Consider the following 26288-nt stretch of genomic DNA (forward strand, 5'->3'; position numbering starts at 1 on the left):
CAAGAAGTAATCACAAATTTCTTGGCGGCCTGGGGAATCCACTGCGAGATTGCGGACCATGGATTATATCATCGACGCAGCCGTCATCATACTCTACTTCGGGATCATCATGGCCATCGGCCTGTCCCAGCGGAGCAAGAGCGGCAGTGTCGAAGGTTTCACCCTCGGGGACCGGCAGATCGCCTGGTGGGCTGTGCTCGCCTCCATCCTCGCCGCAGAGATCAGCGCCGCCACCTTCCTAGGCGCGCCGGAGGCTGGCTACAGCCGGCAAAACTGGTCCTATGCCCAGTTTGCCATCGGCACCGTCATGGCGCGTATCATCGTGAGTTTTCTGTTCATCCCGGTTTTTTACAAGCACGGCGTCATCTCATTGTATGAGTTTTTGGAGACGCGGTTTGGCCCCATGACCCGCAAGCTGGCCTCCTTTCTGTTCATGTTCACCCGCGTACTGGCCATGGGCACCCGGCTCTACGTCTCCGCCATCATCCTGGTCATCGGCGTGGCCATGTGGCAGGGCGGCGCGGTGGATGCGGATACCAAATTCTGGCTGTATGGCGGAGCCGTCGTCGTCGTTACCCTGCTGACGGCGCTTTATACCAGTGTGGGCGGCATCCGCGCGGTGATCTGGACGGACTTTATCCAGGTGGGCGTGCTGGTTGCCTCCCTCGGCTTCACCATTCCCTACCTGCTGATGAAGATTCCCGGCGGCTGGGACACGGTGGCGGATGTGATTAAAAACCCGGTGTTCTTTGACTTCGCCAAACCTGTGGAAACGGGGGCCTTGGCCTGGATCAAAAACGTTTTCACCAGCGAGTACACCATATGGGCGGCCATCATCGGCAGCACCTTTGTGACCATGAGCACCCATGGCATTGACCAGGACACGGTGCAGCGAATGCTGACGGCCAAGAACCGCCGTCAGAGCGCCGTGGCCACCATTCTGTCCGGCATTGTGGATCTGCCCATTGTCTCCGCCTTCATCCTCATCGGTGTCTTGCTGAAGGCTTACTACCTGGCGCATCCGAATGCCAACCTGCCGGTGGAAAGCCGGGAGGTTTTTCCCTTCTTCATCATGAATGAAATGCCTGCCGGGATGCGCGGCCTGGTCACCGCCGGCATTCTGGCCACGGCCATGGGATCGCTCTCCACTGCCCTCAATGCCCTGGCCACCAGTCTCTCCCGCGACTTCATCCTGCCGCGTCTGGGCATTGATGCGCCGGAATCCAAAAAAATCTCCGTGCTGCGCTGGAGCACCGTTTTTTTTGCCGGTCTGATCATCATCGTCGGCGTGTGGACGGCCTGGTACATGGCGCACAATCCCAAGGTGGAAATCCTGCCGCTGGTGCTGGGCATCCTGGGTTTCACCTTCGGCTCGCTCCTCGGCGTCTTTCTGCTGGCGGTGCTCACGAAGTCTCGCGGCAGCGACGTGGGCAATGTCATTGCCATGATTTGCGGCATTCTGGCCGTGCTGTTCCTGAGCAACATCTTCGGTGTGCAGACCCGGCTGGGCATGGAGACACCTTTTGTCCTGTCCTTCCCCTGGCGCATCACCCTGGGCACCTTTGTGACCATCCTTATCGCCATCTTCTTCCACACTCCGCACGCCAAGCAGCATCAGCGGTATCTGGCGGAGCAGTAGGCGGTGGAGGGGCGGCGCTTTTTAACAGAAGACCGCCCCCTCTTCCGGCAGTTTACTTTTTGTCCAACACCCTACTTCGGCTTCTTCCACTCCTCGCCTTCGTCGTCGTCGTCATCCATGCCGGAGTAGCCGTCATCGTAACCTTCGTCTTCGTCGTCATCCTCATCATCGTCGTCATCGTCATCATCCAGGTTCAGGCCTTCCAGGGCTTCGAGGTCCAGATCATCGGGATCAATTTCTTCCAGGTCGTCATCGTTCCCGTCTTCTTCATCCTCATCTTCATCACTGGTGGCCTCGGCAGCGGCGGCTTCTTCCAGACCGCGCTTTTCAATCTGGGCCAGGGTATCGGTCACATCTTCCACCGTATCCCAGACTTTGCGGGCCACAAACAGGGGGGCTCCCTGCTGCACTGCCATGGCAATGCTGTCACTGGGCCGGGCATCCAGCTCGATAAGTTTTTTCTGGTGCAGCTCGTTGGAGGCGGAAAGGATCATCCGCGCGTGGAAGACGCTGCCTTCCACATGGTTGATGATCACCCGTTCCACCTTGGCTCCAAAGGCCAGCAAAACGCTGCCTAACAAATCATGCGTCAGCGGGCGGTCCTTGGCCACGCCGCGCATGAACATGGAAATGGCGGTGCCGACGGATTCATCCACATAAATGACAAAGGTCTTCTCCGTGTTCCCCAGGAAAACGGCAAAACTGCCGTCCAGAGGCAAGACAGCACGCACTTGGGCTTCGACGACTTCGCGGTTCATGCGGGAAGTTAAGCCTTGTGCGGCTTCAATGGCAACACTCGGGCAAAAATTATTGCAAAGGCCCTCCTGCGAGGAGCCGCGGTCATGCATTATTCCTCAAGGCGCAGCTTGAGCATCGGCGGGGTGTTTCGCGTGTTTTCCTTGCTGGCAAAAGCGTGCGCGAGTCCGTTTCGTGCCGTTTCATCCGTTTCTCGGATGATGACCAGCGTGACCAGGCCGTTGGTATCCGCCCGCAGAAACTCCGCCAGCGCCTCGCCTTTCAGGGTAAAGGCACCGCGTGTCGTCCCCTGCGGCACAATGAACTGGCCCAGCTTCACCGACTGTCCGGGCACTGCGGCGATGCGATGCTCCGGCGCTTCACTATGCGCAGGGGCTTCTGCCCAGCTCAGCCCATTTTCGCTCCAGGCATCCTGGGATTCATCCGTCAGGCCATAGACGGCAAACACCGCATCCGGCACCAGGGAGGCAAAGCCCAGATCGCTCGGTTCCACATGCAGGGTGAATTCCGCTTCGGCGATGCGCTTGCCCGTGAAGCGCTTCAGGTCAAAGGCGACATAAGCTTTCCGGTCCAGGTTTTCCACCAGGGAGGTGTGCTTGATGCGCAAAAAGGATTCCCGGCCGGTCACCCGCTGACCGGCGCTGGACTGGATCCAGGAGTCCTTGCCCCGGCCAAAGCCGGTGGTCAGGATCTGCCAGCCGTCGCCCAGGTCATTGATCGGGCCTGGCAACCAGCGACCCGGCTCGGGCTGGCTGTCCGAACTGTCATCCGGATTCACCGCACTTTGGATAAAGCCCCCGTAGTCCACGCGCTGTCCGGCACGCAGTTCCTTGACTCCTTTCACACCTTTGCGCTCCACTTCCACCAGGCCGTCAATGACGTGTACCAGCACCTTGCCATCCTCGCCGGCGCTCACGCCAAAGCGGGTACCGTAGTCCACCACCTTCGTATCCGCTGTGTGGATGGTGAAGCCCTTGGCCTGGTCAGGCACCTCCGCCACCACGGTGCCTTTTTTAACCCGGCATTCCATGGCGGAGATGACTTCCAGCGTTACCGGGGCCTCCAGCGCCACCTCGGCGCCGCTGGCGAATTTCACGGTCGCGATGCCATCCAGCAGCTCCAGCATCCCCGGCTGCAGGCTGGATCCTTCCAGCGTCGGCAGGGCGCTGTTGCCCCATTTGCAGGCATTGGCTTTGGTCAGCGTGGCCACCGGGGCAGGATCTTTGGCCAGCAGCCAGACGGCTCCAGCGGAAACGATGGCCGCTGCGATGGGCAGCAGGATGCGGGAGATCCGGGAGGAGGCCGGGCTGACTTTCATTGCCTGCATTTGCACGGCACCGGTTTCGCGTTCGGCCAGCGGCAGCACCCGCAGTTCGGCCTCCATCATGGCGGCCTCGGCCAGCAGGGTGCGCACTTCGGCATTGTCATGAAGGGCATCATTCAGCCGCTTCAGTTCTTCTTCATTCAGGGCGTGGTCGCGGGCGCGTTCCCACAGTTCCAGCCATTGCCAGGTTTCGTCAGGTTTCATGGGTGGGCCTCCAGTTGTTTTTGCACGCACTGCATCAGGGACATCCGCACCCGGCTGAGCGCCCGGTAGATGGCGGCCTCCGTGCGGTTTACGCGGTCGGCGATCTGATCAATCTCCAGATCGTCAAAATAGCGGAGGTGGACAAGCTGCCGGTGCTCGGTGGGCAGCTTCAGCAGGCAGGTCCGCAGGGCATCCTGCCGGGCGCTGCCATCCTCGGAAAGTTCGGAAACGGCATGGCCCAGGGCCTCTAGCGCATCCTCATCCAGCGGTAAATGCTCCCGCTTTTTATGCCGCCGGTGCGTGAGGATCTGATGAAATGCCGTCTTCCGCGCCCAGGCGATAAAATTCGTGCCCAGGGTGAAGTCGTCAAAGTGCTTCCACAGCAGCAGCTTGGTCTGTTGCAGGATGTCCTCCGCCTCACTGTCACGGGGCACCAGGCCATGCACATAGAGCCCCAGCGACCGCTCGTGAGCAGTCAGCAGTTCCAGAAAGACGGTGGTCCTGTCATCAGCCATGCATTAAACATAGGCGGGTGGGCTGCTTTTTTGGACACAAAAAATGCAACCTGGCGAAACTGCCGCCTTCATCACTCCTTACAATTCATCCTTCAAGGTGGACATGGGGGGCCTGAGCAGGCCGCCGCCGCTAGGATTCGTCAGGTCTTCCGGTGGCAGGGTGGGGATGGTGACCTGGGGGGCGGCCGGGCCACGGGGCTCTGGCTCCAGCGGAGTGGATGGCGGTTGCGAAACGGGGCTATCGGAGCCTGTTTCCAAAGGGATCGCCTTCACCACAGGTGGTTTCAGCCAGAAGGCCCCTCCGGACAAATGCGCCAGGATCCCTCCTGCGATGAGGGATGCTCCCAGGAAAACCGCCGCCCGCAGCCAAAAGGGCACAAAGTCCCCCGGTGGCAGCAGCACTTCATTGGGATGAATGGTGGGCGGTGCATCCGCCGCCGTCTTGGCCCAGTCCGTCTTGCCGCCGCTTTCCATCACTGAGGTATCCCGGAACAGCAGTTCTGCAAAGCCGATGGTCGGTTTTTCCTTGTCCGGTGCCAGACCGCTCGTCAGCGCCATCGGCACCTCACGGGCAGCTTCCTTTTTCTCTGGGGCCGTTGTGGCAGAGATGGTTCGCGTGCGCGGGGACACGGCTTTAGGCTGGACTGAAACCAGCGGCTCCGAAATGGGGGCAGGTGCAGGTTTGACCAGCTGATGATGCTGGAGGATACGGGCATAGCGCGCCAGTAAATCTGCCCTGGGGCAGGCTTTGCCCTCCCCCAGACGTCGGATCTCCTCGTCAAACAGGCGTGAGATGGACTCCCGGTCGCGCAGTCCGCCGGGCGGTTCGGCGAGCTGCCCAGGAATGGACTCAAGGCCTACCAGGAAGGTCCCCACCGCAGACAGCCATGCCCCGTTCCAAAAGGTGGGCTTGCGTGGCTGCATGGGCAGCAGCACTGCGGGGTCCAGGCCTCGGCCCGCCATCGCCGCCAGTGTCGGATGTGCCCTCAGGATCACGGAAAATGCAGGCCATTCATTCAGCTTGGTCAGCATCAGCTTGGACGTGCGTGCATCTTCGCGGGGAAAACCAGTCAGCAAAAAGATGTCCTCCAGTCTCAGGCGCTTCACATCCAGGCCGGATTTTTCCAGAGAGTCCAGCGCTCCGTCCAGGCCGGCCAGCACCAGGTAAGTTTCATGCACACTCAGGCATCGGCGCTCCTTCAGCAGGTCTCCCAGGTTCACCCCCTCGGCCATTTCCTCTGCCAGGCAGGTGATGTCCTCCCCTTCATGCAGCAGCACCAGCGGAATGATCCCCGTAAACTCCCGTTTTCCGGACAGTTCCAGACTCTTTTCGTCCAGGGCACGCACCGTCTTGCTCACCAGGCGTGCCGGCGGCACCTGCTCCACCAGGACCGTGCGCCCTGTCTTTGTCAGAGTGCCCCGCATGGAATACGGGTTGGACATGTCCAGCCGCTGGCTCTGGATTCGCACCAGGTTTACCACTCCGCGCGCCACCTCCTGGTAACTGGCAAAGTGGGGTGCAAGGAGAGCCCTGGGTTTATGAGCTGTGGGGATTTCGCCAGTCACTTGCTCCGGCGCCAGTTTTTGCAGGACTGTTTTCAGCTCACGCAGTGACGGCGCCAGACTGCGGTCAGCCGCAGTGAGGCAGGCAGAGAGCAGTTCCACAAAATCAGCCCCCGGCAGGGCCTGGTCTGGCAGAGTGGGGCCTCCGTCTGAATGCTCCTGGAAAAAATCACGCAGCATCTTGGCCGATTTGTCAAAAGGCGGCTTCAGCCCCTTTGACTTCGTTCCAGCAGGAAGGAGGGCGTAATCTGCCAGCTGCACTTGCATTTGCTGGGGGCCTGTCTGCACCACACGCATGGCGTTAAGCACGTCTTCAGGAAGCAAATTCGAGTTCTCCTCCAGGGAGACCACCGCCTCCAGCGCACGCACCGCCACAAGAACCGCCAGCCAGCCGGGGATCTCCACCTGCCGGGACAGGTAAGCCTTGAGCGTCTCTCCATCCACGCTGCTGGTGATATAAAAAGGGTTGCCCTCATCATCACCAAAATCCATTAGCCTGGCCTGCAGAGGATGCCCGTGGTTTTGCAATTGGCGGCAGGATTTCTCAAAGTCCGCCTTGTCAGCCAGCGGCTCCAGAAGCACGTGGCAGTGTACAAATTCCAGCTGCCGTGAGTCAAACGCCAGCACAGCCACCTGATCCCGGTCACGGATCAGTTCAATATTGCTCCCGTCCGCGTCCTGGACGATTTGATAGTGCCTGAAGAGACTGGGTTCCGGCATGGGACTGCGTGAGGGAGAAAGGATAGTGCCAAGTCTGCGCTCGGTGTCGCGCTTTTCAACAACAGACTCATTCTGATGTGAATTCAGGACCTAACGCCACCGTGCATCAAACTTGTGCATGACGCAGGAGGATACTGCATGAAAAGAATATTTCATGCTCGGAAGGCCGCCCTCTGCAGCCCAAATCAAAACGGCAGGGTCATGCCAGCAAAATTTCACGGGCCCGTGCTTCCAGCCGGTCCCGCCTTTCCACCCCGCCCAGTTCATGAAAAGCCTGCTCGCACGCCGCTTCCAGCTCCTCTGGACGGCGGTTGGGGAATTCATAGTCAAAGCTTTTGATGAAAAACTTCACGGAATGTTCCTGCTCAGGGGAGAAGAAAGACCGCTCAACACTGCCATTGGTAGGAAGGTTCGCATTCATGGTTTAAATGAGTTCGCCGAGGCCGGGCGGGGTGGATGTGCCGGAAAATTTTCCGGCCGGAATTTGTGGCCTGTCCGATCATCATACAGCAATGCGCAGCGGTGTTGAAGCAAATAAACACGTTCTGCGTACCGCCTGCGTGAACCCTTTTCCTGCCAATCCTTCATGTGCTTATCCTTTTCTGCCTTTGCATCAGGGCATTCCCCCCGCCAGAGCCTTGTTTCTGAAGGCACTTTCCAGACTCCGAGGTCCCGTTCCGGTGGGGCCCGGCAGGGGAATGCCGCCGGGAAGATGTCACATCAGTGGGTCACGATTGGCGGTTACCGTCTGGCAGCGGGACGTTTGAAAGAGGTGCTTGTGGGGCAAAAGACCAAAAAAGGTTTCCGTTATCTGGGCACCGCCAGAGTTTCTACAGCTCCTGGCCTCCGCAAGCGGCTCTCAAGCCACCTGCGGATGCTCCACATCTATGACTGCCCGTTTGCTGCCGGGACAGACAGTCTTCCAGCCGGACTGACAGAGGAGCAGATGGAGGAATGTGTCTGGGTGGAGCCTGGCGTCAAAGCCTGGGTGGAGAATTTGCCATCCAAAGGGCCCGGCCTGTGCGCACTGCCCACGGTAATGAAGTTTACAGAATAGCCCGGGGGGATATGGCTCCGTCCCTGGCAATTGGGCGAAAGTTTAAAGGGGCCATCCTCGCCCACGCTTGCGATGCATCTCAGGGAGGGGTGTTGCCTGTGCATCTGCACAGTCCCGGCATCCGCCCCCTCCTGTCCAAGCAGGCCGTGCCCCAGGGTGCCGCCTAACAACAAGCACGTTTGCCATTCTGCACGGTCTTCTGGCCGGAAAGATGGCTGAATGCCCATTTTCCATGTCCTATGACCGCCACCCAATCCAACCCCGACGCTGCCACCGCTCCCTCCCTCGTCTGGGATGATGAGACCGTCCGTGCCCTCAACCGGCACATGCGCATCCGTTTTCGTTACCTCTCCTCCGCCGTCCGCCAGATGACCCTCCAGCAGTGCATGGAGGAAGTCAGCCCGGCGGAAGGGAGGGATGCCCTCATCGCCCAGGTGGAAAAAAAGCTCACTCTTTGACCGTTGCCGGAAATTTTCAAGAATGGCACATCCGGCTGTTTTGAGCCTGGCGAACTTTCACTGCCATGAAACTTGAAACACTTACCGACCTCTACATTCACGAACTCAAGGACCTTTACAGCGCTGAAAAGCAGCTCATCAAGGCCCTGCCCAAAATGGCCAAAGCGGCCACCAACCCCAAGCTCAAGAAAGGCTTTGAAAAGCATCTTGAGGAAACCAAGGAACACGCCGTTCGTCTTGAAAAACTCCTCGGCAGCCACAAACAGACCACCCGTGGTCCCCGCTGCAAAGGCATGGAAGGCCTTCTCAAAGAAGGCACCGAAATGATCGAGGAAGAAGCCGATGACGAAGTGCGCGATGCCGGTCTCATCTCCGCCGCCCAGCGTGTGGAGCATTACGAGATCGCCGGCTACGGCTGCGCCCGCACCTACGCCGAGCTCCTCGGTGACAAGGCGGGCCTCAAAGTCCTCCAGACCACCCTTGATGAAGAAGGTGCCACCGACAAAATCCTCACCGAGCTGGCCCTCTCCGAGATCAACATTGCAGCAGACAAGTAACCGGAACAATAAACCCTCCAAAATGGCGCGGCCGGGATGAACAGGATTCATCCCGGCCGTTTTCATTATTTGGTTAGGTCAACTGCGGTCGGAGGACCGCCTAAAACAAAAAAACAGCCACGCCGACCAGGCGTGGCTGTTTGGGTGCAGATCCGCTGAAAACACCCTCTCAGAGCGTCAGCAGAAAAGCCGTCAGGTCAGCTTTCTCCTCCCGTGTCAGCTGCAACTGAAGCACCAGGTTAAAGAATTCCACGGTATCCTCCAGCGTCAGGCAGCGGCCGTCATGCAGATACGGCGGGCTGTCTTTGATGCCGCGCAGGGTAAAGGTCTTGATTGGACCCCGGGCCGGTTCGTTTACAAACCGCTCCACCCGCAGATCATGGTACTGATGATCCATAAAAGCGGGTCCCGTGTGGCAGGTGGCGCATTTCGCCTTGCCATGGAAGAGCTTCTCGCCGCGCAGTTCCTGCTCCGTCCCCAGGGCGCTGTTCAGACGGTTGGTGGACGGGTCCAGCTTCGGTGCGGGTGGAAAGTCCAGCATGTTCTGCATTTGCGCCATGTGGCTCACCTGTACGCGGTCCAGAATCATGGCACCTTTTTTGAAGGCATGAATCTGGTCGCCATTGAAGTAAGCCGTGCGCTGCTCGAACTCCGTGAAGTCCTCAACAGATCTCAAGCTCCGTTTGGAGCCATGCACCTGCTGGTTGAACAGGCCCCTCAGGCTCGTTGTGTCCAGACGGAACCGGGCGTGCTGCGGACGGGTGTCCGGGTTCAGGTGAAACTGCGCTGTCGTGTGGCCGTTTACGTGGCAGTCGAAGCAGGTCACCCCCAGGCTGGGCTGCTCCGTTTTGCGGTCATCTGTGGCATTGAACTCCTCCTGCGGCATCGGCGTCAGCAGCATCCGCAGCCCGTCCAGTTGCACCGGTGTCAGCAGGTCTTTAAAAAGACTGTAAAAGTTGTTGATGGAGACCACTTCCCCTCGCGAAACATCCCCCAGATCAGGCCGGTTCTGCAAAAAGATGGCCGGTGGAAACTCAGGGATAAATGCCTCAGGCAGGTCAAAATCCACATCAAACCTTTGCAGCCGGGGGAACATCTCAATCTGCACCTGCGGAAACACCTGACCGCCGGTGGCATGCTTGGGGTGGGGCAGGGAAGGGTAGGGGAAGCTGCCCTCCTTTTTCATTTCGTCCGGCGTCTTTTCCATCAGCGATTCCCAGGTCACTCCATCTGGCAGTCTGGCGGTGGGCCCCATTGGAACAGGCTTGCCACGTGTCATCGTCACCTCGGGGTGAAACTTGGGCTCCAGATTGTAGCGGGCATTCAGCAGCTCACGCTGTTTTTCCATGATGCCGTCTTTGGCCGCCTTGTCTGCCGCCATAATGTCCTCCGGCTGCTGCATGGGCTCCTTGGCGTTGAGCGGGTCGCGCGCAAAGTCAAAACCCGTCATCCTGCCCTTGTCCGGCTGTGCCTCCAGTGCCTGCGAGGAGGGCTTCGCGTTCTTGGCGGACATCCGCCCGGCTTCGTCCGCATCGTCTTTTTTCAGTTCAGGGCGCTGGCTCCTGGCGGACCGTGGCGTCTGCGCTTCCTGGATGGCATCCGGCGGCGCTTTGGCCTGCTTGGGGGTGGGGGCGACGGTCTGTGCATGGATCAGTCCGCAGGCAGCTGCTGCACTGACAGTGCACAGCCTAACAAAATGGTTGGTGTGTAGTTTCATGGCAAAAGGAGTTCGGCGGCCTGTGGCGGAATGGATGTGCAAAGGACCTCTTCAAAAGTTGACGCTGCCCTCCTCGCCGGATCCGGAGTCCTGAAAAATGGCGGCCTTCAGCCCCGCCTTTTCCAATGCCTTGCAAATGGTCTCCGGGTGGGTCAGATGGCTGTCGTATTCGACCCAGCAGCCGCGCTCGATGATGCGGACTTTCAGGATGCCGGAGAGGCTTTTCAATGCGGCCTGCGCACGTTTCTCCGTTTCGGGAAGGTCCATGTCGGCGAGGGCGAGGTCAAGTTCTTCAATGTGGGTGGTGGTGGTGTTCATAGGGTGGATGGGATGTTTTCAAACCCTTATCGCACTCACCCTGCGTCATGGCCTTGTGCGAGAACATCCCCATTCTCCACACGCAAAAGTACAGCCAAACCATTTTCCGCTGCCGAACCCTCGAAGTCATGAAAGGCTGTCGTGTTTACCGCCCTGCCCGGATTTTTGGCACGCATGGATGCCGGCCTGTCACCCATTAACCACACTTCTTGTTATGCATTACGATAACGTTCTCATCACCGGCGCCTCCAGCGGTATCGGTCTCCACCTGGCCCACCAGTTTGCCAGCCATGGCCATCCCGTCGTCCTCGTTGCCCGGCAGCAGCCGGAGCTGGATGCCCTCGCTGCCGAACTCACCGGCCTTTACGGTCAGCCGGCCCGTGCCATTGCCAAAGATCTGGAAAAGCCGGAATCCGCCCAGGAGCTCTATGATGAACTCCTGGCGGAGGCCGTGGATATCGGCATCCTGGTGAACAACGCCGGGCATGGCTTTCGCGGCAAATCCTGGGAGCTCACCATCGAGCAGGACCTCTCCATGGTGCGCCTGAACATTGAGGCTGTGCTCCGCCTGACCAAGCTCTTCCTGCCTGGCATGATAGCTCGCGATCACGGTCGCATCCTCAACACCGCCTCCGTGGCCGGTTTTGAACCCGGTCCCATGTTGAACGTTTACCACGCCACCAAAGCCTTTGTCCTTTCCTGGAGCGAGGCCCTGGCAGTGGAGTTGGAGGGCACAGCCATCACCGTCACCGCCCTTTGCCCCGGACCCACTGATACGGACTTCTTCCCCAAGGCGGACATGGTCGCTGTACGGGGGGTCCAAAAAGCTTCTGTCATGGCTCCCCAGGATGTGGCCAAGGCCGGTTATGAGGGCCTGCTCAAGGGCGAGCTTTTTGTCGTCCCCGGCGGCATGAACAAGGCTCTCGCCGCCGCCCGCCGCCTGCTCACCGAGCACGCCCAGGCCAAGCTCAACGAGAAAATGTACGAGGAGGTGCCCCCTGAGGATCGCACCCGTAATCGTGGTGACATTGAGGCCAAGGCCGGCCTGCCTGCCTAAACCCTGACCGCACCTAACCAAAAGCAGGCGCCCGCCATCCATAGGCGCCTGCTTTCATCCCCACCCTTGCCAGTCATGAAAACGGAATCTCCTTGGAGCGTCGCCCAGCCCCCTGCCTTCCCCCGTCTCAAGCATCCCATTGAGACCGATGTCCTCATCATCGGCGGCGGCATCACCGGTGTCACTGCGGCTTATCTGCTGTCCAAAGTGGGATGCAGTGTGGTTCTTGTTGAAAAGACCCGCCTGTGTAAAGGCGAGACGAACAACACCACCGCCCACATCAGTTATCCCACCGACCTGCGTCTCAACCAGCTCGTCAGCAAATTTGGCCGCAATCATGCGGAGGCCGTTTGGGATGCCTGTTTCGCCTCAGCCGAGCAGATCCGCAAGAATGTCTGCGCGGAAGAGATCGCCTGTGACTTCCGCCACGTGCCCGGCTATCTCTATGCAGCGGCGGATGCCAATCAGGCGAAGGAAATTGAGAAACTCAAGGAGGATGTGCGCCTGGCCACCGAGATGGGTTTTGATGCCGAATACATCGAAAGCTGCCCGCTGGCCCACCAGCCTGCCGTGCGCTTTTCCAACCTGTTTAAATTTGAGCCCGCCCGCTATGTCCTTCACCTGCCCCAGGCTGCCCAGGAGCATGGCTGCCAGATTTATGAAAACTGCGAGGCCGGCGAATTTGATGGGGAAGCCCGTCATGTTCAATGCGGTGGCCACCGCATCTCATATCAGCATGTCTTCATCGCCACCCACGTCCCTTTGCAGGGCACGGCAGGCACCCTGGATGCAGCACTGCTGCAAACCAAGCTGGCCGGTTACTCCACTTACGCGCTGAAGGCGGACCTCCCCATGGGAAACCTGCCTGAAGCCCTGTGGTGGGACACCGCCAATCCCTATTTTTACCTGCGCATTGATGCCGGTTCCCAGGGCATTCACGTCATCGCCGGCGGGGAGGATCATAAAACTGGCCAGGAAACTGCGACGAAGGATCGTTATGCCGCTCTGGAGCGCCAGCTTGAGGACATGCTGCCGCCTGCGGAAATCACCCACCGCTGGTCCGGCCAGGTCATCGAAACCGTGGACGGGCTCCCCTACATTGGTGAATACAACGGCCAGTTCATCGCCACCGGTTTCACCGGCACCGGCATCACCTATGGCACCCTCGCCGCCATGATGTTCCGCGACCACGTGATCGGCGTCGCCAACCCCTGGAAGGACCTCTTTCGTGTGGATCGCAAGGAGTTCTCCAGCACCTGGGATTACCTCAAGGAGAACAAAGACTACCCGTACTATCTGGCCAAAAGCCTCTTCATCGGCAGCAAGGAGGACCCTCGTGAACTCGCCAGCGGGGAAGGGGCCATTTTGCGCCATCAGGGCCGCAAGGTGGCTGCCTCCAGGGATTCTGATGGGAATCTTACGCTGCTTTCCGCCATCTGTCCGCACATGGGCTGCGTCGTCGCTTGGAACAGCGCGGACAAAACCTGGGACTGTCCCTGCCACGGCTCACGCTTTACCGGCCAGGGAAAAGTCATCGCAGGCCCGGCCGAATCCCCTTTAGAAAAGATTAAGTCGTGAAAAAGCGCCACCTGCTGAATGTGCCGCCCTTTTCATTGATCGCCGGCTTGGCAATAAATTCACTTGCCCGCTGCCCTGGGCCTGACGCATCCTGCGCGCCGTATGCTCAATCTCCTGCGCCTCTCCTTTCTCCCGCTGTCCGCAGACATCGGTCTGCTGCTTCTGCGTGTCTCCCTTGGTTTCACCATGCTCATCCTCCATGGCTGGGTGAAGGTCCAGAACTTCAGCAGCATTGCACCCAAGTTTCTGCCCCTCTTTGGACTCCCCTCTGACATCAGCCTCGGCATGGCCATCTTTGCCGAGGTCTTGTGCTCCGTCCTCCTCATCGTCGGCCTGTTCACCCGTTTCGCCGCGCTTAACCTTACCATCACCATGGCCGTCGCCTTCTTCATCGCTCATGGCGCCAAATTCACCGGTGAAAGACCCGGAGAGCTTGCCTTTGTTTACATGACCGGCTTCATCACCCTCCTTTTCGCCGGCGGTGGCAAATACGCTGCCGACGGAAAGTAAGCCGGATCAGGAGGAGATTTTTTCTTTTCCTGCGCCCGTCCTGACGTCAGGTTGTGCGGATCTTTAAAAACTCCGCCCATGGCCACGCTGAACTTGCTTGCAGACTTTCCCGACCAGCTCTCGCCGATGGTCGTGAAGGAACTGCGGCAGGGGCTGCGCACGCGTCTGTTCGGCGGGGTCATGCTCGTCCTGCATGCCCTGATGGTGATCATCACGCTCATGGGGGGAGCCACCTCAAATGCCTCGGGTGTGAGGGGGCTGATGGACGGGCTGGTCACCCTGATGCTCTGCGTCATTTTTCCGCTCTGCGGTTTTTCCGCCCTGGCGGGGGAGATCAAATCCAACACCATGGACATGCTGGTGCTGACCCGGCTTTCCGCAGGCCGCATCGTGCTGGGGAAATGGGCGGCCATTGTGGTGCAGTCTCTCCTGGTCACCGTCAGTCTCGTGCCATATATCGTGGCACGATATGTTTATGGCGGATCGGACCTGCTGGCGGATCTCGGGGGACTGGCCTCGCAGTGGCTGCTGAGCGCGGTGCTCACGGCGGGCGTGGTGGCGCTGTCCACTCAGAAGCAGTTTTGGGTCAGGGCTTTGTTCCTGGTCTTGCCTCTGCTGTTAGTGTTCTTCTTTTCGTTCACCCGGTTTTTCATCGGTTCATTCAGCGTGATGATGGCTGAAAGGCACTCCTGGCTGCCCTATGTTTCGATGATCGCCACTTTGAGCTGGCTGATCTTTGCCTTGCTCAGCTTTGGGGCTTCGCGAATCGCACCTGCATCGTCCATGCTGCCGCTGACCAAGCGGACGGTGAATCTGGGTGCAATGTTTCTGTTGGCGGCGCTTGAGTGGACCACTTCTGGAGGGGCAGCCGTCTCATCGGCCTGTTCGTTGCTGGTGGTCGTTGCCAGCCTGGATGCAATGACCGATGACCTTCGAAACCTGCCTTCCGTTTACCTGCCGTTTTACCGCCGGGGCTGGTGGGGCCGGCTCGGGAGCTGGTTCTTCGCTCCTGGCTGGATGCACGGGTTCTGCTACTCACTGCTCTTTTCTGCCGTTGCCATGTTCTTGGCCGGCTGGGCGGAGGGCACGGAGGCGGCGGCGAACATCTGGCTTTTATCGTGCTGTGTGTGGGCAGCCGTCTTGTTCGGTCAGATCCTGGCCATCACCCGCACTGGCGAATACCTCAGCGCCACCTTTGCGGGCCTTTGCATCCTGGCCTTTTTCTCGATGATGGCCTCTTTGATCATTGGCGCCACGGACAAATATGACCTGAAATGGGTGCACTACCTGCTGCCGCCGAATACTCTTTGGCTGGTCAGCGCGGCCCCGGGGATCAAATCCATGCTCTTTGAGCGGCATGTCGGCGTCCTGCTCAGTGCGATCTGGCCTCTTTTTCTTTTCTCGCTGGCCCTGCTGGCCTTCTGGCGCACCCGTTCTTCGCGTCGTGAAGCGCGGAAACTTCTCCTGTCATGAACACCGCCCCGCTCACCCTGCTGCGTGATTTCAGCGACCGCCTGAGCCCCATGCTGGTGAAGGAGCTGCGCCATGGGCTGAGAACTCCGGCTTTCACTTCGCTGCTCACCAGCTTTCAAATCTTCATGATCGTGGTCATCGGGTCCGGGGCCTTGGGAGTGCCGGTGGAAGTCACCAGCAACATTTTCTGGTCCATCACCCTGGTGGCTCTGCTGCTGGCCTTGCCGCTGCGCGGCTTCGGCAGCCTGTCCGGGGAGGTGCAGGGAGGCACGATGGACATGCTTACGCTGACCTCCATCTCCTCCTTCCGCATCGTCTATGGCAAGTGGACGGCCCTGGTCAGCCAGTCCCTCCTTCTGGCCGTCTCCCTGCTGCCTTACATGGTCGCCAGGTACCACTTTGGCGGGGTGGAGATCGTGCGTGAGGCCATCGCTCTGGCCGTGGTGGTGGTGGCTTCCGCCGTGGCCACGGCGGCCTATGTGGCCTTTTCCTCGCAGCGTTCTCTTGTCCTGCGGCTGTTTCTCACCAGCGGCATCCTGTTCTTGCTTCTTCCTGTTACCGTCTTTGTCTTCTCGATGATCAATGATCAGAGCGGGGATTTTATGCTGCGCGCCTTCCTCTCTTTGCCAATGCTGGAGTCTTGGGGTGTCGTCCTCGGGATTTTACTGCTGTCCGCCCATGCCATTTTCACCTTCCTGGCCCTCGGGGCCTCCCGCATCGCGCCCGTCTCGGAAAATCACAGCACCTGGAAGCGCCTCATTCACCTGGCCATGCTCATTCTAGTCACTGGCATCGGCTGGGCTTTAAGTGTTAATCCAGATCCTGACATGGTCATGTGGGCTCTTTTTCCCGGCCTGTTCCTGACGCTGCTTATTGGCGCGGATGTGCTGACTGAGGAGATTCCGCGTTTTCCAAGTGTGGTGCAGGGCCTGCAGCAGCGGGGTGGCCCGGTCTGGTTCATGCGGCGTCTTTTATACCCCGGCTGGGCGGCAGGAGTGTATTTTTATATCTTGTTAGTCGTATTGAACATAAGCATGTTCTTCTGGCATTGGATCCATCACAGCCCCTATAGATTTGGAACGGCTCTCATGTTGGCGACCTGCTTGCTTATATCCCCCTTGGTTCCTGTGACCCTCCGGATGAACAAGTCCAACCACTTTGCAAACTGGTGGGTGGTACATCTCAGCCTCGGTGTCGTTGGCATTCTACTCACCATATTCAAAGGTATCACCAGCAACCAGGAATTCGGTTATCTCGGCGTCTTTACACCGGTAACAGGTCTTTTTGGAATGATTGACGGCCGGTATCACGGGGAATCCATAGCGAGCGTCACCCTGGGCTTCAGTCTCTGCTGGCTCGCCGTGGCCTTTGTCCGTGCTTTGGCTGAGGGGAAACAGTATAAGATCCTGGAAAACGAAGCCCGCGAGCTGTCCAACCCCGTCTCCTTCACCCCTGATCCCGCCCCATGAACCGCCTGCCCGATGCCGCCAGCCTGCGCTCGCTCCAGGGGCAGGCGCGGGAGTGGGCGCGGGTGCTGAAGCTGCCCTTCCGGCAGCAGCGCTGGCGCGGCCATGCGGGGGACTTCACGGGCACGGGAGTGGGAAGCAGCCTGGATTTCCAGGATCATCGGGTCTATCTCCCAGGCGATGATCCGCGCCAGATCAACTGGCAGGCGTATGCCCGCACGGGCACCTATACCATGAAGCTCTACCGGGAGGAGGTGCGGCCGCTGGTGGACCTCATTGTGGATGTGTCTGGCTCCATGTTTGCCTATCCCGCCAAGCAGCAGCGCACGCTGGAGCTGCTGGCCTATGCGGCAGAGGCCAGCCTGCAAACGGGTGCCACACTGCGCTGTTTTGCCGTGCGGGGAAGTGGACACCGTTTCCTGGAAACGGAGATGCTTCTGGCCGGGCGCTGGCCTCAGGAGATCGAGACTTTGTCGGCCAGCATGGATCCTCCCGCCATCGGCCGCCTGCCGCTTCGTGCCGGGGCACTGCGGCTGTTCATCAGCGACCTGCTTTATGCTGGCGAGCCGGATGCGCTGCTGGGCTCGCTCAGCCAGCGCAATGGCCGGGGCATCCTGCTGGTACCCTTTGCTGCTGAGGAGGCGCATCCGGACTGGGATGGCAATTATGAGTTCGATGATGCAGAGACACCGCAGCTACAGGAGCACCGAATCGAGCCGGATCTGCTGAACCGCTACCGTCAGGCCTACACGCGTCATTTTCAGCTTTGGCAGACGGCGGCCGCCAGGCATGGCGTCGCCCTGGCGCGGGTCTCCGCTGAGGCAGATTTTATCCCCGCCCTGCGGGCTGAAGGCATGCCTGCGGGAGCCGTCGAGGCCGCCTGATCAATAAGCGCCTTGGTCCGGGGCGGACCGCAGGGCCGCACGGACCATCAGAAGCTCGCCAATGTTCTCGGCCGTCAGCAGGCCGATGAGCTGGCCATTGACGGGGTCATAGACGGGAATGGCCGGACAGTTGCTGGCCCGCATCCGTTCCAGACCTTCGCCCAGGCTGATGACGGGCGTCAAAGAGTCGGCGCAGGTTTCAAGAGCCTCAAGGGCCGGATGCATGCTGCCGTGCTTGTCCAGAGCGGACACCAGGCCCTTGCGGGTCAGCAGGCCGATCATGTGGCCGGTATCATCCAGCATGGGAAAGTCCTGCTGGGTACCTGCCAGCAGGAGGCCAGCGGCGTCCTGCAGCGTGGCATCTGCCCGAAGGGTGCGGAAGTCCGTCAGCATGGCATCCCGCACCCGCAGGCCGCGGGTGGCCTCTTCCTGCGTCACGGCGGCGGATTCCTGCCCGGCGGCCATGAAGATGAAGAAGGCGATGAGCAGCAGCACGGGATGAAAGGTGCCGGAGAAGAGCATCCACATGGCCACGGACAGGGCGATGCCCTGGCCGATGGTCGCGGCCCAGCGGGTGGCCTTGCCATAGTCCGCAACCATGGCCAGCAGAGCACGCAGCACGCGTCCGCCATCCATGGGGAAGGCGGGGATCATGTTAAAGGCGACCATGATGAGGTTCCATATCATCAGCTTTTCCCAAAAGTGCCCGGCCTGCTCAAAGCGGTAATCCGGGTTGAAACCGACATTGATGCCCAGCACCACGGCGATCATTCCCGCGATGGCCACATTCACCAGCGGCCCGCAAACGGCCACCACCAGCTCATGCGTGGGCTTGCGCGGCATCCTTTCCAGCCGGGCCACGCCGCCGATGGGCAGCAGGGTGATGTCTGGTGTGCGGATGCCGTAGCCGCGCGCGGCAAAGACATGGCCGAACTCATGCAAAAGCACACAGAGGAAAGCGGCGCTGACGAAGAGGATGGCATCGATGGCTCCCGCTGCGCCCTGGCCGCCGCTCATGCCCTGCATGGCCACCAGGGCCAGCAAGATGAAGAAAGTCAGATGGATGCGGACCTCTGTGCCGGCGACGTTTGCGATTTTAAAGGACCATTTCATATTTGCCCGCACAGTGCATGGGGCGGGTCTAAATGCAAAGGGCGCCTGGAGCTTTCTCCAGACGCCTTTTTGGGGGGAGGCAGGGAGGTTTAGAAGCGGATGCTCAGGTCAAAGGTGAGGCGGTCATCGGTGAGGCTGACGGGCTCGATGATGGCTTTTTCATAGGCGAAGCCGAAGTCCACGTTCTTCAGGATCCGCGAGCGGAAACCGACGGCGATGGTGCCCTGGGTGACGCCCTGGGAGCCGCTGGCACCGAAGTTGATGACATCGTAGCCTTCGGTATTCAGGGCGATGTTGTTTCCCGCATCCACGACGGTGTAGGCATTGAAGGCCACGAAGGGAATGAACCAGCGGCAGGTATAGTAGTCGGCCATCAGGCTGTAGTGGACCAGGGTGCTGTTTTCCGCGCTGTTATTCGGCAGGCGCACGCCCAGGTTGCCGGAGAGGTGGAAGTCTCCGAAGCCCTTTTGGGCGGCCACAAAGAGATCCCACTCGCCGCCGCCACGGCCCTGGAAGACTTCGCGGTCGCCGGTGGGGATTTTGAAGGTGAAGCCGGGGGTCAGGATGAACTGGCTGGCTTCATCATCAATGAGCGCATATTTCAGGCCAAGGGCCAGGTCCATCCAGCCTTCGGGGCTGGCGATGGCATCATTGTTGATGCTAAAGTAGCCGTCCTGCGTGGCGATGATGGCCAGGCGGTCGGTGAGGGCATAGCGGATCTGCAGGGCGTATAGTTGGGCATCGCCGCCGCCGAGGAAAGTATCGTCAATGTTATGGTGGACAAAGACGGGCCGCAGCTCCGAGCGGATGATGGCATCCTCATGGAAGAAGGGGTTGGCCACCGGGGAGATGGTGTGGTCCTTCCAGCTTACAGCTTCCACCGGGACGGTGGGCTCTTTGGCGGAAAGGGCCGGGGTGCCTGCCTGGGCGGCATGGATGAGGGAGAAGGCGGCGCAAGCACCCAGACCAAGGCTGCGCAACCACGATTTACAGGAGGAGAGTTGAGGGTCCATGGGAATACATAAGCATGGGCCTCCGCGCCATGATCCGCGTGGATTGGCAGACAGTGAGCGTGCATTTCGCAGGGTCTATAGGGGCGGCTTTGCCTGCAATGCCAGTTCCCGGACGGTATGCGCATCCAGCACGTCAAAAAAGGCGGTGCGTGCCTGATATAAAATGGGTTTCAAGCGGCAGCCTTTGGTAATGGGGCAGGTATTCGTTTCGGGGACGAAGCATTCCAGCAGATCAGTCCGCTCCATAAGACGGACGATTTCCCCCACTTTGGTATCCGGGGTATGGGGTGCAAGCATAAGACCACCGCCGGTGCCGCGGGAGGTCGTCAGCCAGCCGGAGCGCGTCATGGCCTTCGCCACTTTGGTGAGATGGTTGAGGGAGATGCCGTAAAACTCGGCCATCTCCCGGGTGGTGACTTTCTGCGCCGGTCTGCCCATCATGTAAATGAGGATGCGGAGGGCAAAGTCGGTGTGGTAGGTGAGCTGCACGGGAATTCAGGAAGGGGAACAAACGGTTAAGTTTTTTTCATCGCATGGAAAGATCGCTTTGCACAATGGGTATTTGATATACCTATTGGTATGAACATTTCAAGTCCCCATTTGCTCACTGACCTGGAAGGCCCGCCGGAAATCGAAAAACTGGTGAACAGCTTTTATGTGAAGGTGCGGGCGGATGAGACGCTCGGGTTCATCTTTGACGGCATCGCCAGTGTGGACTGGGATGCGCACCTGCCCAAAATGTATGCCTTCTGGGAAAAGGTGCTGTTCAGGACCGGCAGCTACACGGGAAATCCGCTGGCCATTCATGCGCGGCTGCTGCCGCTGACGGAGATGGGGAAGCCGCAGTTTGACCGCTGGCTGGAGCTTTTTAAGCAGTCCGTGGATGAACTTTTTTGCGGCCCCAATGCGGAGCACATCAAGAACTGCGCCGCTGACATGGCCAATGTGATTTACAGCCGTCTCAACAATGTTCCGAATCCGGGTACTGATCCCGCCAGCCTGACGGCTGAGCAGCGCGCCCGCTATGCCGCCTATGGGCGGACGGCGGCTGTGTGAACCTGCACCTTTCCGCGGATTCTTTCAAGGATTCCGGACCACCGACCAACCCAACCCAACCAACCATACAGACATATGAAAAAAGCACTCACACTCCTCGCCCTCAGCCTTTGCCTTTCGGTATCTGCGGCTGAAACGGCGGCCCCGGCAGCATTGAATACAACCTGTCCGATCAGTGGCAAGCCGGCGAACCCGGACATCACGACCGTGTATGAAGACCAGAAGTATGCCTTTGCTGATGAAGCCTGCCGGTCAAACTTTCAGGCCGCACGCGAGGCCAGCCTTTATCAGAAGCTGGGTGGCAAGGCGGCCATCGATGCAGCCGTGGAGCTGTTTTATGTGAAGGTGCTGGCGGACAAGCGAGTGAACCACTTCTTTGAAGACATCAGCATGCGCAAGCAGAAGCGTCTGCAAAAGGAGTTCCTTTCCGCTGCGCTGGGCAGCCCGGTGCCTTATAAAGGCAAGGATCTGCGCAGTGCGCATGCGGACATTGATCTCAATGACAGCCACTTTGATGCCATTGCGGAACACCTGCAGGCGACGCTGGAAGAACTGAAAGTGGACGCGGCTCTCATTGCCCAGGCGATGGCCATTGTCGGCAGCACGCGAAATGCGGTGCTCAACCGGCCTGAATCTGCCAAACCCTGAGTCCTGAAATAACAAGGCCTGGTCTGCGATTCTCACTGAATGCAGACCAGGCTTTTTTATGGATTCACCCTCACGCGGTGGAGAGGTGTTTTTCTACCGTGACGATGCGCATGGGAATGTTCTGCCCCTGGGCGCGGACGTTGACGGTGTCACCGATGCGGCGGTGCAGCACGGCCTTGCCGACGGGCGCATCCACGGAGATGCGGCCGGCGACGGCGTCCGCCTCATAAGGCGGCACAATCTGGATATGAAGTTCCGAATCGTCAGGGTCCTCCGTCTGATGAACAGAGCGGAGAAGGATGCGGTCGTAATAGCTGATTTTAGTCATGATGTTTTTGGATAGTTAATAATCATGGACAACCCGCCAGGCAGCATCGCCTGGACGGGTTGTCCGGAGCGTAACCGGGATCAGCCTTCCGAGGCAGAGAAAGCCCTCATCTGCGTGATGGCATAACCGGGATAGGATTCCCGGATTTCATTGGCGGCGAGCGCCAGGGCCTCGGCTTTGTTTTTGGCGGTGACCTCGTAGCAGGCATCTGCTGACAGGATGCCAAAAGCGGTCTGCTGCACCAGCGTGCTGGTGACGGTCCAGGCCTGCTCTGTGGCGTAAGGACGTCTGGCGCGTTTGCGCATGCTGGGCAGCTCGTCAGAGCCGCAAAGGAAGTCTTTGACAGAAACGGCAAGGCGTTGCACCAGGCCGGGGTATAACATGGGGGCGGCAAGACGCGCCGCCGGTGAATGGGCGTGATTCATAGTGAGAATAACCAAAAGCGCGGCTACGCAAAAAAGCGTGCAGCAGGGTTGGACCCGCGGCACCCAACATGGGTGCACAGCAACGGGCATGACTATTTTACCAGTCGTTTTTTGGGTGGCGGGCAGTCCTGGAAAGTGGCCAGGGCTGTCCGCTTACTCCCGGCTTGCGCCCATGCGGTGGCAGAGGGACGCGCCCACACACTTCGCTGCCAGGATGGCGCGACGGTTGGTGTGGAGGTGCTCTTTTCTCACGATAAGCAAATTATAACCGGCAGCCGGAAAATGGCAAGCACATACATGCTTAAAACACGTGATTTGTTAGGCCAGGATGCGGGAGTGCCGGTTTCTTTTCAACCTTGGCGGGCGCGCTGGTGGAAAGCATCTGGCAGAGGCGCACCAGGTCGTCCTCGGTGATGTCCACAAAGGAATCCAGGCGCTTCAGGGCGGCGACGACTTCTTCATGGCTGGGACCTGGCCGCGAAGGGGCGGGGGCAGGCGGGCGGCGGTTTAAAAAAGCCGGATAGCGCCGCCAGGAAAAACAGGCATTGAGCAGCACTGCCAGGCTCACCATCAGCGCGGCATTGATGAGAATTGGGAAGAGCACGAAGCTGTAGCCGAGGTCATGAATCGGGGGGCCGCCAATGACCGCGATCAGGGCGGTGGCACCGCCAGGCGGATGGATGCATTTAAACTGGTGCATGAGGCCGATGGCAAGGCCAACCGCACAGGCCCCGGCCAGTGCCTGATGGGAAATGTAGCGCGCGCAGAGGACACCGATGATCGCGGAAAAACCATGCCCGGCGATGACCGGCCAGGGTTGGGAAAGCTGACCATGCGGCACGGAAAACAAAAGCACGGCGGTGGCTCCCATGGAGGCGATGACACAGGTGCCGCCAGTGCCGTCCAGACCCCATCGTCCGAAAAGGATAAGCGTGAAGATCGAGAGCACGCCCCCCACCGTGGAGATGAGCTTTTCCTTGGCGCTGACTTCGCTGAGCTCCAGTCCGATCCGTTCTTTCCAGGTATGCATAAAAGGGGGCCGGTATAAACGTGTATCGGGAGGCGATTGTATCGTTCAACGATATAAAAAAGCAACAAGTTGGCACGGCTGGCATGGTTTATGATGCAGCGGAGGCTCACACCCATGGCCCGCCCGCGCACTCCCGCCCTTTCCCAGAAACAGTATGAAAACCTGGCCTCCTTCCGCTTTGCCCTCCGGCAGTTCCTGCGCTTCAGCGAGAACGCCGCCCAGGCCGCTGGCGTGACCCCGCAGCAGCACCAGGCGCTGCTGGCCATCAAAGGCTTCCCCGGCCGGTCACGGGTCACGGTGGGGGAGCTGGCCGCGCGTTTGCAAACCGCCCATCATAGCACCGTGGGCCTGGTGGACCGCCTGGTGACGGAAAAGCTGGTCAAAAGGGAGGCCTCCAAGGAAGACCGCCGGCAGGTCTTTGTGCTGCTGACCCGGCAGGGAGAGAAACTGCTGGAGGCGCTGTCTTCTGCCCACCATGAGGAACTGCGGCGTGTGGGACCGGAGATCCAGGAACTGCTGGGGAGGCTGGGTGGGGAGGGGGACGAATGACGAATGTTTTCTCGTGGTAGGGGGAAGTGACCTATGGATCGGCAGGAAAGGCGTTGGCGGAGAGTCGGAGGGTGGCTTCTTCCAGTCTGAGGGTGTGGTGACGGATGCCGGTCCAGGCACAGATGAGGGTGAGGACAAGGATCAGGAGTGGGCCTGAGATTTTAAGCAAGAAGGGTTGATGTGCCTGATCGTGATGCGGTGAGGACAGGAGGGAGCGGATACGACGCTGCAGGGCAAGGCGGGAAGAGCCGAGAAAGCCGGTGATCCCGGTGATGGCATAGGGCTGAAGGGTGGCGAGGCCGAGGAGATCCTGGGCATAGCTGGCGGGATCGCTGCCGGTGACGGCGGCCTGGTCGGCATCCTTTTCGCAGGCATCTGTCCAGACCTGGACGGACAACCAGGCGAGGGGGTGAAACCAGAGTGCGGCGCGGAACAGGGACATCCAGAGATTCCAAAGAGCATCCCGGTGGCGGAGGTGGTGCCATTCATGCCGAAGGGCACCGGCTTGCAAGCGCACGGGCCAGGTGTCCCAGGCGGCGGGTAAAAGGACCAGGCTGTGCAGGCCGGGAATGACCATGGGGGTCTGGATGGAAGCGGATGTTTTGAAGTGGCTGCGGATGATTTCTTCAGGCTGGCTCAGGCAGGTCGAAATCACGGATACTGACTCCAGCGGGAGGGAGGCTGAACCGGCTTTCAGAGCGAGGACTTGTGCCCAACGCCGGGCCAGGATGACAAGATGGACGAAGATGCCGGCCACCCATATGGCAGTGAGTGCGGAGGAGAAACCGGCGGAGGTCAAGGAATCGCTGGGAAAGGTCAGCGACCAGTTTGTACTGAGCTGGACAGGGACTGCACACTCGAGTCCCAGGCTCAATAAGGGCAGCGCGGTGATGAGCAGGGTGGAGGATTCAATAATCCTACGCCCGGACCGTGCCAGCAAGGCCAGCCCCAGAGCCAGGAGGAGCAGAAGCGTGGTGGATGTGAGAAACCAGAGCATGGCTTTATTTTTTCCGGGTGGCGCGGTGGGCGTCTATCATCTGCTGCAGTTTTTCGAGTTCATCAGCGGACATTTTGTTTTGGGAGGGATCCAGCAGGTTCATCGCCAGCTTGACGGGGGAATCGTCAAAGAAGGTGGTGAGCAGCTTTCTCAGCGCGCCTTTACGCGCCTTCTGGACGGGCTCGATGGGGGAGTAGAGGTAATGGCGGGCGCCGTCGGCTTTGGCGGCCCTGGCCTGACCTTTGTCCACCAGGACGCCGAGGAGGGCACGCACGGCGGAGTAATTGGTCTCCTCTGGCAGCTCCGCTTGCACCTGGGCGACGGTGGCCTGGCCGAGACGATAGAGCACCTCCATCGCCTGGCGTTCCTTTTTGGAATAGGTCTCCGAGGAAGTGCGGGGCATGGGAAAAGATGACGCCAGATCTGCGGCAAACAAGTTTAAATGTAGAAAAATCTACAGTTCGTATTGACGCGGCGGTTAAAGTGTAGAAAAATCTGCACATGGAGCTACATTCCTTTTATAAACCTCTGCCACGGGCGTTCCGGATCACTGCGTTATTGATGCCGGTCTTGCTGCTGTCCCATTGTTCGAGTCCCCATTATCCACGAGAATCGAATGTCTATGCGCCGGCTCCCTCCACCAGTGCACGGGTGGAAGACCGGTCCGTGGCCAAGAGCCGTCCGGGGCTGGGGACGCAGCTTGGCGGGGAATTGCCGGATTCATCCAGAGCGGCCGCATTTTACCGTCAATCCAGCGGAGGGCCTGATGCGGTGGGGATGTTCCACTACAATGATGACGAGGGGGCGCGGCTGATGGCGGGATTGCAGGGGCATCCGGTGAGGCGCAGCGGTGCCTTTGACCTGGTGCCGGGGAAGCTGCGGGTGTCAGTCACGGACGGCTACTGGCGGTCATCGAAAACGCTGGACCACTATGAGGCAGGGCAGGGTTTCTTTGTGATGGGATCTCCGGGGAGAAGCTATGCGCTGAAGCTGGAAAACCGTACGAACCGACGCATGGAGGTGGTGATCTCTGTGGATGGGCTGGACCTGCTGGACGGCAAGCCGGCCTCGGTGAAAAAGCCTGGATACATTATCCCTGCGAAGTCTTCGGTAATCGTCCAAGGTATGCGTGTGGGAGGGAAGCTTTTTTCGCTGGAGTTTGGTGCGGTTAGCCAGGCAAGGGCGGCGACGGCCTTTGGCCAGAAGGGGGCGCGGAATGTGGGGGTGGTGGGCATGGCCTGTTATGAGGAGGACGAGGCGGCCCGCAGGCGTGTACAGGTGGAGGAGATCTACGTGAGGGAAGGGGCGCGTGCCTTTGGAAGTTGAACGAGGG

General features: G+C 59.6%; 29 protein-coding genes. 14 read left to right on the forward strand and 15 right to left on the reverse strand.

Translation table 11 applies throughout. The features are described from left to right. Positions 1-58 precede the first annotated feature (58 nt). Positions 59-1639 carry a sodium:solute symporter gene (locus WJU23_RS18120; RefSeq protein WP_346334019.1) on the forward strand — a complete coding sequence of 527 codons (1581 nt, stop codon included), beginning with the start codon at positions 59-61 and terminating at the stop codon, positions 1637-1639. A 71-nt stretch (positions 1640-1710) separates the two neighbouring features. Here WJU23_RS18120 and WJU23_RS18125 read toward each other — a convergent pair whose 3' ends face one another. The 5 genes from WJU23_RS18125 to WJU23_RS18145 all read right to left on the reverse strand — a co-directional run bounded on the left by WJU23_RS18125 (position 1711) and on the right by WJU23_RS18145 (position 7142). Then, positions 1711-2397, reverse strand: coding sequence for a bifunctional nuclease family protein (locus WJU23_RS18125; RefSeq protein ID WP_346334020.1), 687 nt, complete (start codon positions 2395-2397; stop codon positions 1711-1713). Positions 2398-2486: 89 nt separating this feature from the next. Beyond that, entirely contained in the window at positions 2487-3923 is a 1437-nt protein-coding gene (locus tag WJU23_RS18130; RefSeq protein WP_346334021.1) for a DNRLRE domain-containing protein, read from the reverse strand. After that, a complete protein-coding gene (locus WJU23_RS18135; RefSeq protein WP_346334022.1) occupies positions 3920-4438 on the reverse strand; it encodes a sigma-70 family RNA polymerase sigma factor in 519 nt (172 codons plus the stop codon). The genes WJU23_RS18130 and WJU23_RS18135 overlap by 4 nt, the downstream gene beginning before the upstream one ends. 78 nt (positions 4439-4516) lie before the next feature. Continuing rightward, positions 4517-6721 carry a hypothetical protein gene (locus WJU23_RS18140; protein ID WP_346334023.1) on the reverse strand — a complete coding sequence of 735 codons (2205 nt, stop codon included), beginning with the start codon at positions 6719-6721 and terminating at the stop codon, positions 4517-4519. Between the two features lie 199 nt (positions 6722-6920). Next, complete coding sequence (locus tag WJU23_RS18145) at positions 6921-7142, reverse strand: hypothetical protein (protein ID WP_346334024.1); 222 nt, start codon at positions 7140-7142, stop codon at positions 6921-6923. 291 nt (positions 7143-7433) lie between these two features. Here WJU23_RS18145 and WJU23_RS18150 point away from each other — a divergent pair, with 291 nt between their 5' ends. From WJU23_RS18150 to WJU23_RS18160, 3 genes are all read left to right on the forward strand, one after another. Next, a complete protein-coding gene (locus WJU23_RS18150) occupies positions 7434-7778 on the forward strand; it encodes a hypothetical protein (RefSeq protein WP_346334025.1) in 345 nt (114 codons plus the stop codon). 239 nt (positions 7779-8017) lie between these two features. After that, positions 8018-8236 (forward strand): hypothetical protein, encoded by a 219-nt coding sequence (locus tag WJU23_RS18155; RefSeq protein ID WP_346334026.1) that lies wholly within the window; start codon positions 8018-8020, stop codon positions 8234-8236. 65 nt (positions 8237-8301) lie between these two features. Continuing rightward, entirely contained in the window at positions 8302-8793 is a 492-nt protein-coding gene (locus WJU23_RS18160) for a ferritin-like domain-containing protein (RefSeq protein WP_346334027.1), read from the forward strand. A gap of 169 nt (positions 8794-8962) precedes the next feature. On the opposite strand, the gene WJU23_RS18165 is transcribed toward WJU23_RS18160, so the two are convergent. Both WJU23_RS18165 and WJU23_RS18170 read right to left on the reverse strand, forming a co-directional pair. After that, entirely contained in the window at positions 8963-10510 is a 1548-nt protein-coding gene (locus tag WJU23_RS18165; RefSeq protein WP_346334028.1) for a cytochrome B6, read from the reverse strand. Positions 10511-10561: 51 nt separating this feature from the next. Next, positions 10562-10828 carry a hypothetical protein gene (locus tag WJU23_RS18170; protein ID WP_346334029.1) on the reverse strand — a complete coding sequence of 89 codons (267 nt, stop codon included), beginning with the start codon at positions 10826-10828 and terminating at the stop codon, positions 10562-10564. A gap of 214 nt (positions 10829-11042) precedes the next feature. Between WJU23_RS18170 and WJU23_RS18175 the strand changes: the two genes are divergently transcribed. From WJU23_RS18175 to WJU23_RS18200, 6 genes are all read left to right on the forward strand, one after another. Continuing rightward, the gene (locus WJU23_RS18175; RefSeq protein ID WP_346334030.1) at positions 11043-11885 is read left to right on the forward strand and encodes an SDR family oxidoreductase; all 843 of its coding nucleotides are present in this window, start codon (positions 11043-11045) and stop codon (positions 11883-11885) included. Between the two features lie 75 nt (positions 11886-11960). Continuing rightward, positions 11961-13463 carry an FAD-dependent oxidoreductase gene (locus WJU23_RS18180; RefSeq protein WP_346334031.1) on the forward strand — a complete coding sequence of 501 codons (1503 nt, stop codon included), beginning with the start codon at positions 11961-11963 and terminating at the stop codon, positions 13461-13463. 63 nt (positions 13464-13526) lie between these two features. Then, positions 13527-13973: a DoxX family protein gene (locus WJU23_RS18185; RefSeq protein ID WP_346334032.1), complete on the forward strand. Its 447-nt coding sequence runs from the start codon at positions 13527-13529 to the stop codon at positions 13971-13973. A gap of 78 nt (positions 13974-14051) precedes the next feature. Next, the gene (locus WJU23_RS18190; RefSeq protein WP_346334033.1) at positions 14052-15446 is read left to right on the forward strand and encodes a hypothetical protein; all 1395 of its coding nucleotides are present in this window, start codon (positions 14052-14054) and stop codon (positions 15444-15446) included. After that, on the forward strand, positions 15443-16915 hold the full coding sequence (locus tag WJU23_RS18195) for a hypothetical protein (protein ID WP_346334034.1): 1473 nt from the start codon (positions 15443-15445) through the stop codon (positions 16913-16915). Before WJU23_RS18190 ends, WJU23_RS18195 begins: the two co-directional genes overlap by 4 nt. Further along, on the forward strand, positions 16912-17796 hold the full coding sequence (locus WJU23_RS18200) for a DUF58 domain-containing protein (RefSeq protein ID WP_346334035.1): 885 nt from the start codon (positions 16912-16914) through the stop codon (positions 17794-17796). Before WJU23_RS18195 ends, WJU23_RS18200 begins: the two co-directional genes overlap by 4 nt. Here WJU23_RS18200 and WJU23_RS18205 read toward each other — a convergent pair whose 3' ends face one another. The 3 genes from WJU23_RS18205 to WJU23_RS18215 all read right to left on the reverse strand — a co-directional run bounded on the left by WJU23_RS18205 (position 17797) and on the right by WJU23_RS18215 (position 20411). Continuing rightward, positions 17797-18909, reverse strand: coding sequence for a site-2 protease family protein (locus WJU23_RS18205; protein WP_346334036.1), 1113 nt, complete (start codon positions 18907-18909; stop codon positions 17797-17799). A gap of 89 nt (positions 18910-18998) precedes the next feature. Next, the gene (locus WJU23_RS18210) at positions 18999-19922 is read right to left on the reverse strand and encodes a transporter (protein WP_346334037.1); all 924 of its coding nucleotides are present in this window, start codon (positions 19920-19922) and stop codon (positions 18999-19001) included. 75 nt (positions 19923-19997) lie between these two features. Next, a complete protein-coding gene (locus WJU23_RS18215) occupies positions 19998-20411 on the reverse strand; it encodes an Rrf2 family transcriptional regulator (RefSeq protein WP_346334038.1) in 414 nt (137 codons plus the stop codon). 90 nt (positions 20412-20501) lie between these two features. Between WJU23_RS18215 and WJU23_RS18220 the strand changes: the two genes are divergently transcribed. Both WJU23_RS18220 and WJU23_RS18225 read left to right on the forward strand, forming a co-directional pair. After that, complete coding sequence (locus WJU23_RS18220) at positions 20502-20978, forward strand: group III truncated hemoglobin (protein WP_346334039.1); 477 nt, start codon at positions 20502-20504, stop codon at positions 20976-20978. Between the two features lie 75 nt (positions 20979-21053). Next, positions 21054-21626 (forward strand): hypothetical protein, encoded by a 573-nt coding sequence (locus WJU23_RS18225; protein WP_346334040.1) that lies wholly within the window; start codon positions 21054-21056, stop codon positions 21624-21626. A gap of 70 nt (positions 21627-21696) precedes the next feature. On the opposite strand, the gene WJU23_RS18230 is transcribed toward WJU23_RS18225, so the two are convergent. From WJU23_RS18230 to WJU23_RS18240, 3 genes are all read right to left on the reverse strand, one after another. Then, positions 21697-21954 carry a GreA/GreB family elongation factor gene (locus tag WJU23_RS18230; RefSeq protein ID WP_346334041.1) on the reverse strand — a complete coding sequence of 86 codons (258 nt, stop codon included), beginning with the start codon at positions 21952-21954 and terminating at the stop codon, positions 21697-21699. Between the two features lie 80 nt (positions 21955-22034). After that, positions 22035-22379: a hypothetical protein gene (locus WJU23_RS18235; protein ID WP_346334042.1), complete on the reverse strand. Its 345-nt coding sequence runs from the start codon at positions 22377-22379 to the stop codon at positions 22035-22037. 301 nt (positions 22380-22680) lie between these two features. Next, positions 22681-23409, reverse strand: a complete 729-nt coding sequence (locus WJU23_RS18240) for an HPP family protein (protein ID WP_346334043.1) — start codon at positions 23407-23409, stop codon at positions 22681-22683. A gap of 114 nt (positions 23410-23523) precedes the next feature. Here WJU23_RS18240 and WJU23_RS18245 point away from each other — a divergent pair, with 114 nt between their 5' ends. Beyond that, positions 23524-23958 carry a MarR family transcriptional regulator gene (locus tag WJU23_RS18245; protein WP_346334044.1) on the forward strand — a complete coding sequence of 145 codons (435 nt, stop codon included), beginning with the start codon at positions 23524-23526 and terminating at the stop codon, positions 23956-23958. A gap of 31 nt (positions 23959-23989) precedes the next feature. Here the strand turns inward: WJU23_RS18245 and WJU23_RS18250 are convergent, their stop codons facing one another. Together WJU23_RS18250 and WJU23_RS18255 are read right to left on the reverse strand one after the other, a co-directional pair. Then, positions 23990-24955 (reverse strand): M56 family metallopeptidase, encoded by a 966-nt coding sequence (locus WJU23_RS18250; RefSeq protein WP_346334045.1) that lies wholly within the window; start codon positions 24953-24955, stop codon positions 23990-23992. Positions 24956-24959: 4 nt separating this feature from the next. Further along, complete coding sequence (locus tag WJU23_RS18255) at positions 24960-25358, reverse strand: BlaI/MecI/CopY family transcriptional regulator (protein ID WP_346334046.1); 399 nt, start codon at positions 25356-25358, stop codon at positions 24960-24962. 158 nt (positions 25359-25516) lie between these two features. Here WJU23_RS18255 and WJU23_RS18260 point away from each other — a divergent pair, with 158 nt between their 5' ends. Further along, positions 25517-26281, forward strand: coding sequence for a hypothetical protein (locus WJU23_RS18260; RefSeq protein WP_346334047.1), 765 nt, complete (start codon positions 25517-25519; stop codon positions 26279-26281). Positions 26282-26288 lie beyond the last annotated feature (7 nt).

This window comes from Prosthecobacter sp. SYSU 5D2 (assembly GCF_039655865.1).
GTDB lineage: Bacteria > Verrucomicrobiota > Verrucomicrobiia > Verrucomicrobiales > Verrucomicrobiaceae > Prosthecobacter.

Excerpts from the sequence above, each read along its gene's own strand:
- WJU23_RS18120 (WP_346334019.1), top strand. The coding sequence starts at position 59 with ATGGATTATATCATCGACGCAGCCGTCATCATACTCTACTTCGGGATC.
- WJU23_RS18125 (WP_346334020.1), bottom strand. The coding sequence starts at position 2,397 with ATGAACCGCGAAGTCGTCGAAGCCCAAGTGCGTGCTGTCTTGCCTCTG.
- WJU23_RS18130 (WP_346334021.1), bottom strand. The coding sequence starts at position 3,923 with ATGAAACCTGACGAAACCTGGCAATGGCTGGAACTGTGGGAACGCGCC.
- WJU23_RS18135 (WP_346334022.1), bottom strand. The coding sequence starts at position 4,438 with ATGGCTGATGACAGGACCACCGTCTTTCTGGAACTGCTGACTGCTCAC.
- WJU23_RS18140 (WP_346334023.1), bottom strand. The coding sequence starts at position 6,721 with ATGCCGGAACCCAGTCTCTTCAGGCACTATCAAATCGTCCAGGACGCG.
- WJU23_RS18145 (WP_346334024.1), bottom strand. The coding sequence starts at position 7,142 with ATGAATGCGAACCTTCCTACCAATGGCAGTGTTGAGCGGTCTTTCTTC.
- WJU23_RS18150 (WP_346334025.1), top strand. The coding sequence starts at position 7,434 with ATGTCACATCAGTGGGTCACGATTGGCGGTTACCGTCTGGCAGCGGGA.
- WJU23_RS18155 (WP_346334026.1), top strand. The coding sequence starts at position 8,018 with ATGACCGCCACCCAATCCAACCCCGACGCTGCCACCGCTCCCTCCCTC.
- WJU23_RS18160 (WP_346334027.1), top strand. The coding sequence starts at position 8,302 with ATGAAACTTGAAACACTTACCGACCTCTACATTCACGAACTCAAGGAC.
- WJU23_RS18165 (WP_346334028.1), bottom strand. The coding sequence starts at position 10,510 with ATGAAACTACACACCAACCATTTTGTTAGGCTGTGCACTGTCAGTGCA.
- WJU23_RS18170 (WP_346334029.1), bottom strand. The coding sequence starts at position 10,828 with ATGAACACCACCACCACCCACATTGAAGAACTTGACCTCGCCCTCGCC.
- WJU23_RS18175 (WP_346334030.1), top strand. The coding sequence starts at position 11,043 with ATGCATTACGATAACGTTCTCATCACCGGCGCCTCCAGCGGTATCGGT.
- WJU23_RS18180 (WP_346334031.1), top strand. The coding sequence starts at position 11,961 with ATGAAAACGGAATCTCCTTGGAGCGTCGCCCAGCCCCCTGCCTTCCCC.
- WJU23_RS18190 (WP_346334033.1), top strand. The coding sequence starts at position 14,052 with ATGGCCACGCTGAACTTGCTTGCAGACTTTCCCGACCAGCTCTCGCCG.
- WJU23_RS18195 (WP_346334034.1), top strand. The coding sequence starts at position 15,443 with ATGAACACCGCCCCGCTCACCCTGCTGCGTGATTTCAGCGACCGCCTG.
- WJU23_RS18200 (WP_346334035.1), top strand. The coding sequence starts at position 16,912 with ATGAACCGCCTGCCCGATGCCGCCAGCCTGCGCTCGCTCCAGGGGCAG.
- WJU23_RS18205 (WP_346334036.1), bottom strand. The coding sequence starts at position 18,909 with ATGAAATGGTCCTTTAAAATCGCAAACGTCGCCGGCACAGAGGTCCGC.
- WJU23_RS18210 (WP_346334037.1), bottom strand. The coding sequence starts at position 19,922 with ATGGACCCTCAACTCTCCTCCTGTAAATCGTGGTTGCGCAGCCTTGGT.
- WJU23_RS18220 (WP_346334039.1), top strand. The coding sequence starts at position 20,502 with ATGAACATTTCAAGTCCCCATTTGCTCACTGACCTGGAAGGCCCGCCG.
- WJU23_RS18225 (WP_346334040.1), top strand. The coding sequence starts at position 21,054 with ATGAAAAAAGCACTCACACTCCTCGCCCTCAGCCTTTGCCTTTCGGTA.
- WJU23_RS18230 (WP_346334041.1), bottom strand. The coding sequence starts at position 21,954 with ATGACTAAAATCAGCTATTACGACCGCATCCTTCTCCGCTCTGTTCAT.
- WJU23_RS18235 (WP_346334042.1), bottom strand. The coding sequence starts at position 22,379 with ATGAATCACGCCCATTCACCGGCGGCGCGTCTTGCCGCCCCCATGTTA.
- WJU23_RS18240 (WP_346334043.1), bottom strand. The coding sequence starts at position 23,409 with ATGCATACCTGGAAAGAACGGATCGGACTGGAGCTCAGCGAAGTCAGC.
- WJU23_RS18245 (WP_346334044.1), top strand. The coding sequence starts at position 23,524 with ATGGCCCGCCCGCGCACTCCCGCCCTTTCCCAGAAACAGTATGAAAAC.
- WJU23_RS18250 (WP_346334045.1), bottom strand. The coding sequence starts at position 24,955 with ATGCTCTGGTTTCTCACATCCACCACGCTTCTGCTCCTCCTGGCTCTG.
- WJU23_RS18255 (WP_346334046.1), bottom strand. The coding sequence starts at position 25,358 with ATGCCCCGCACTTCCTCGGAGACCTATTCCAAAAAGGAACGCCAGGCG.
- WJU23_RS18260 (WP_346334047.1), top strand. The coding sequence starts at position 25,517 with ATGCCGGTCTTGCTGCTGTCCCATTGTTCGAGTCCCCATTATCCACGA.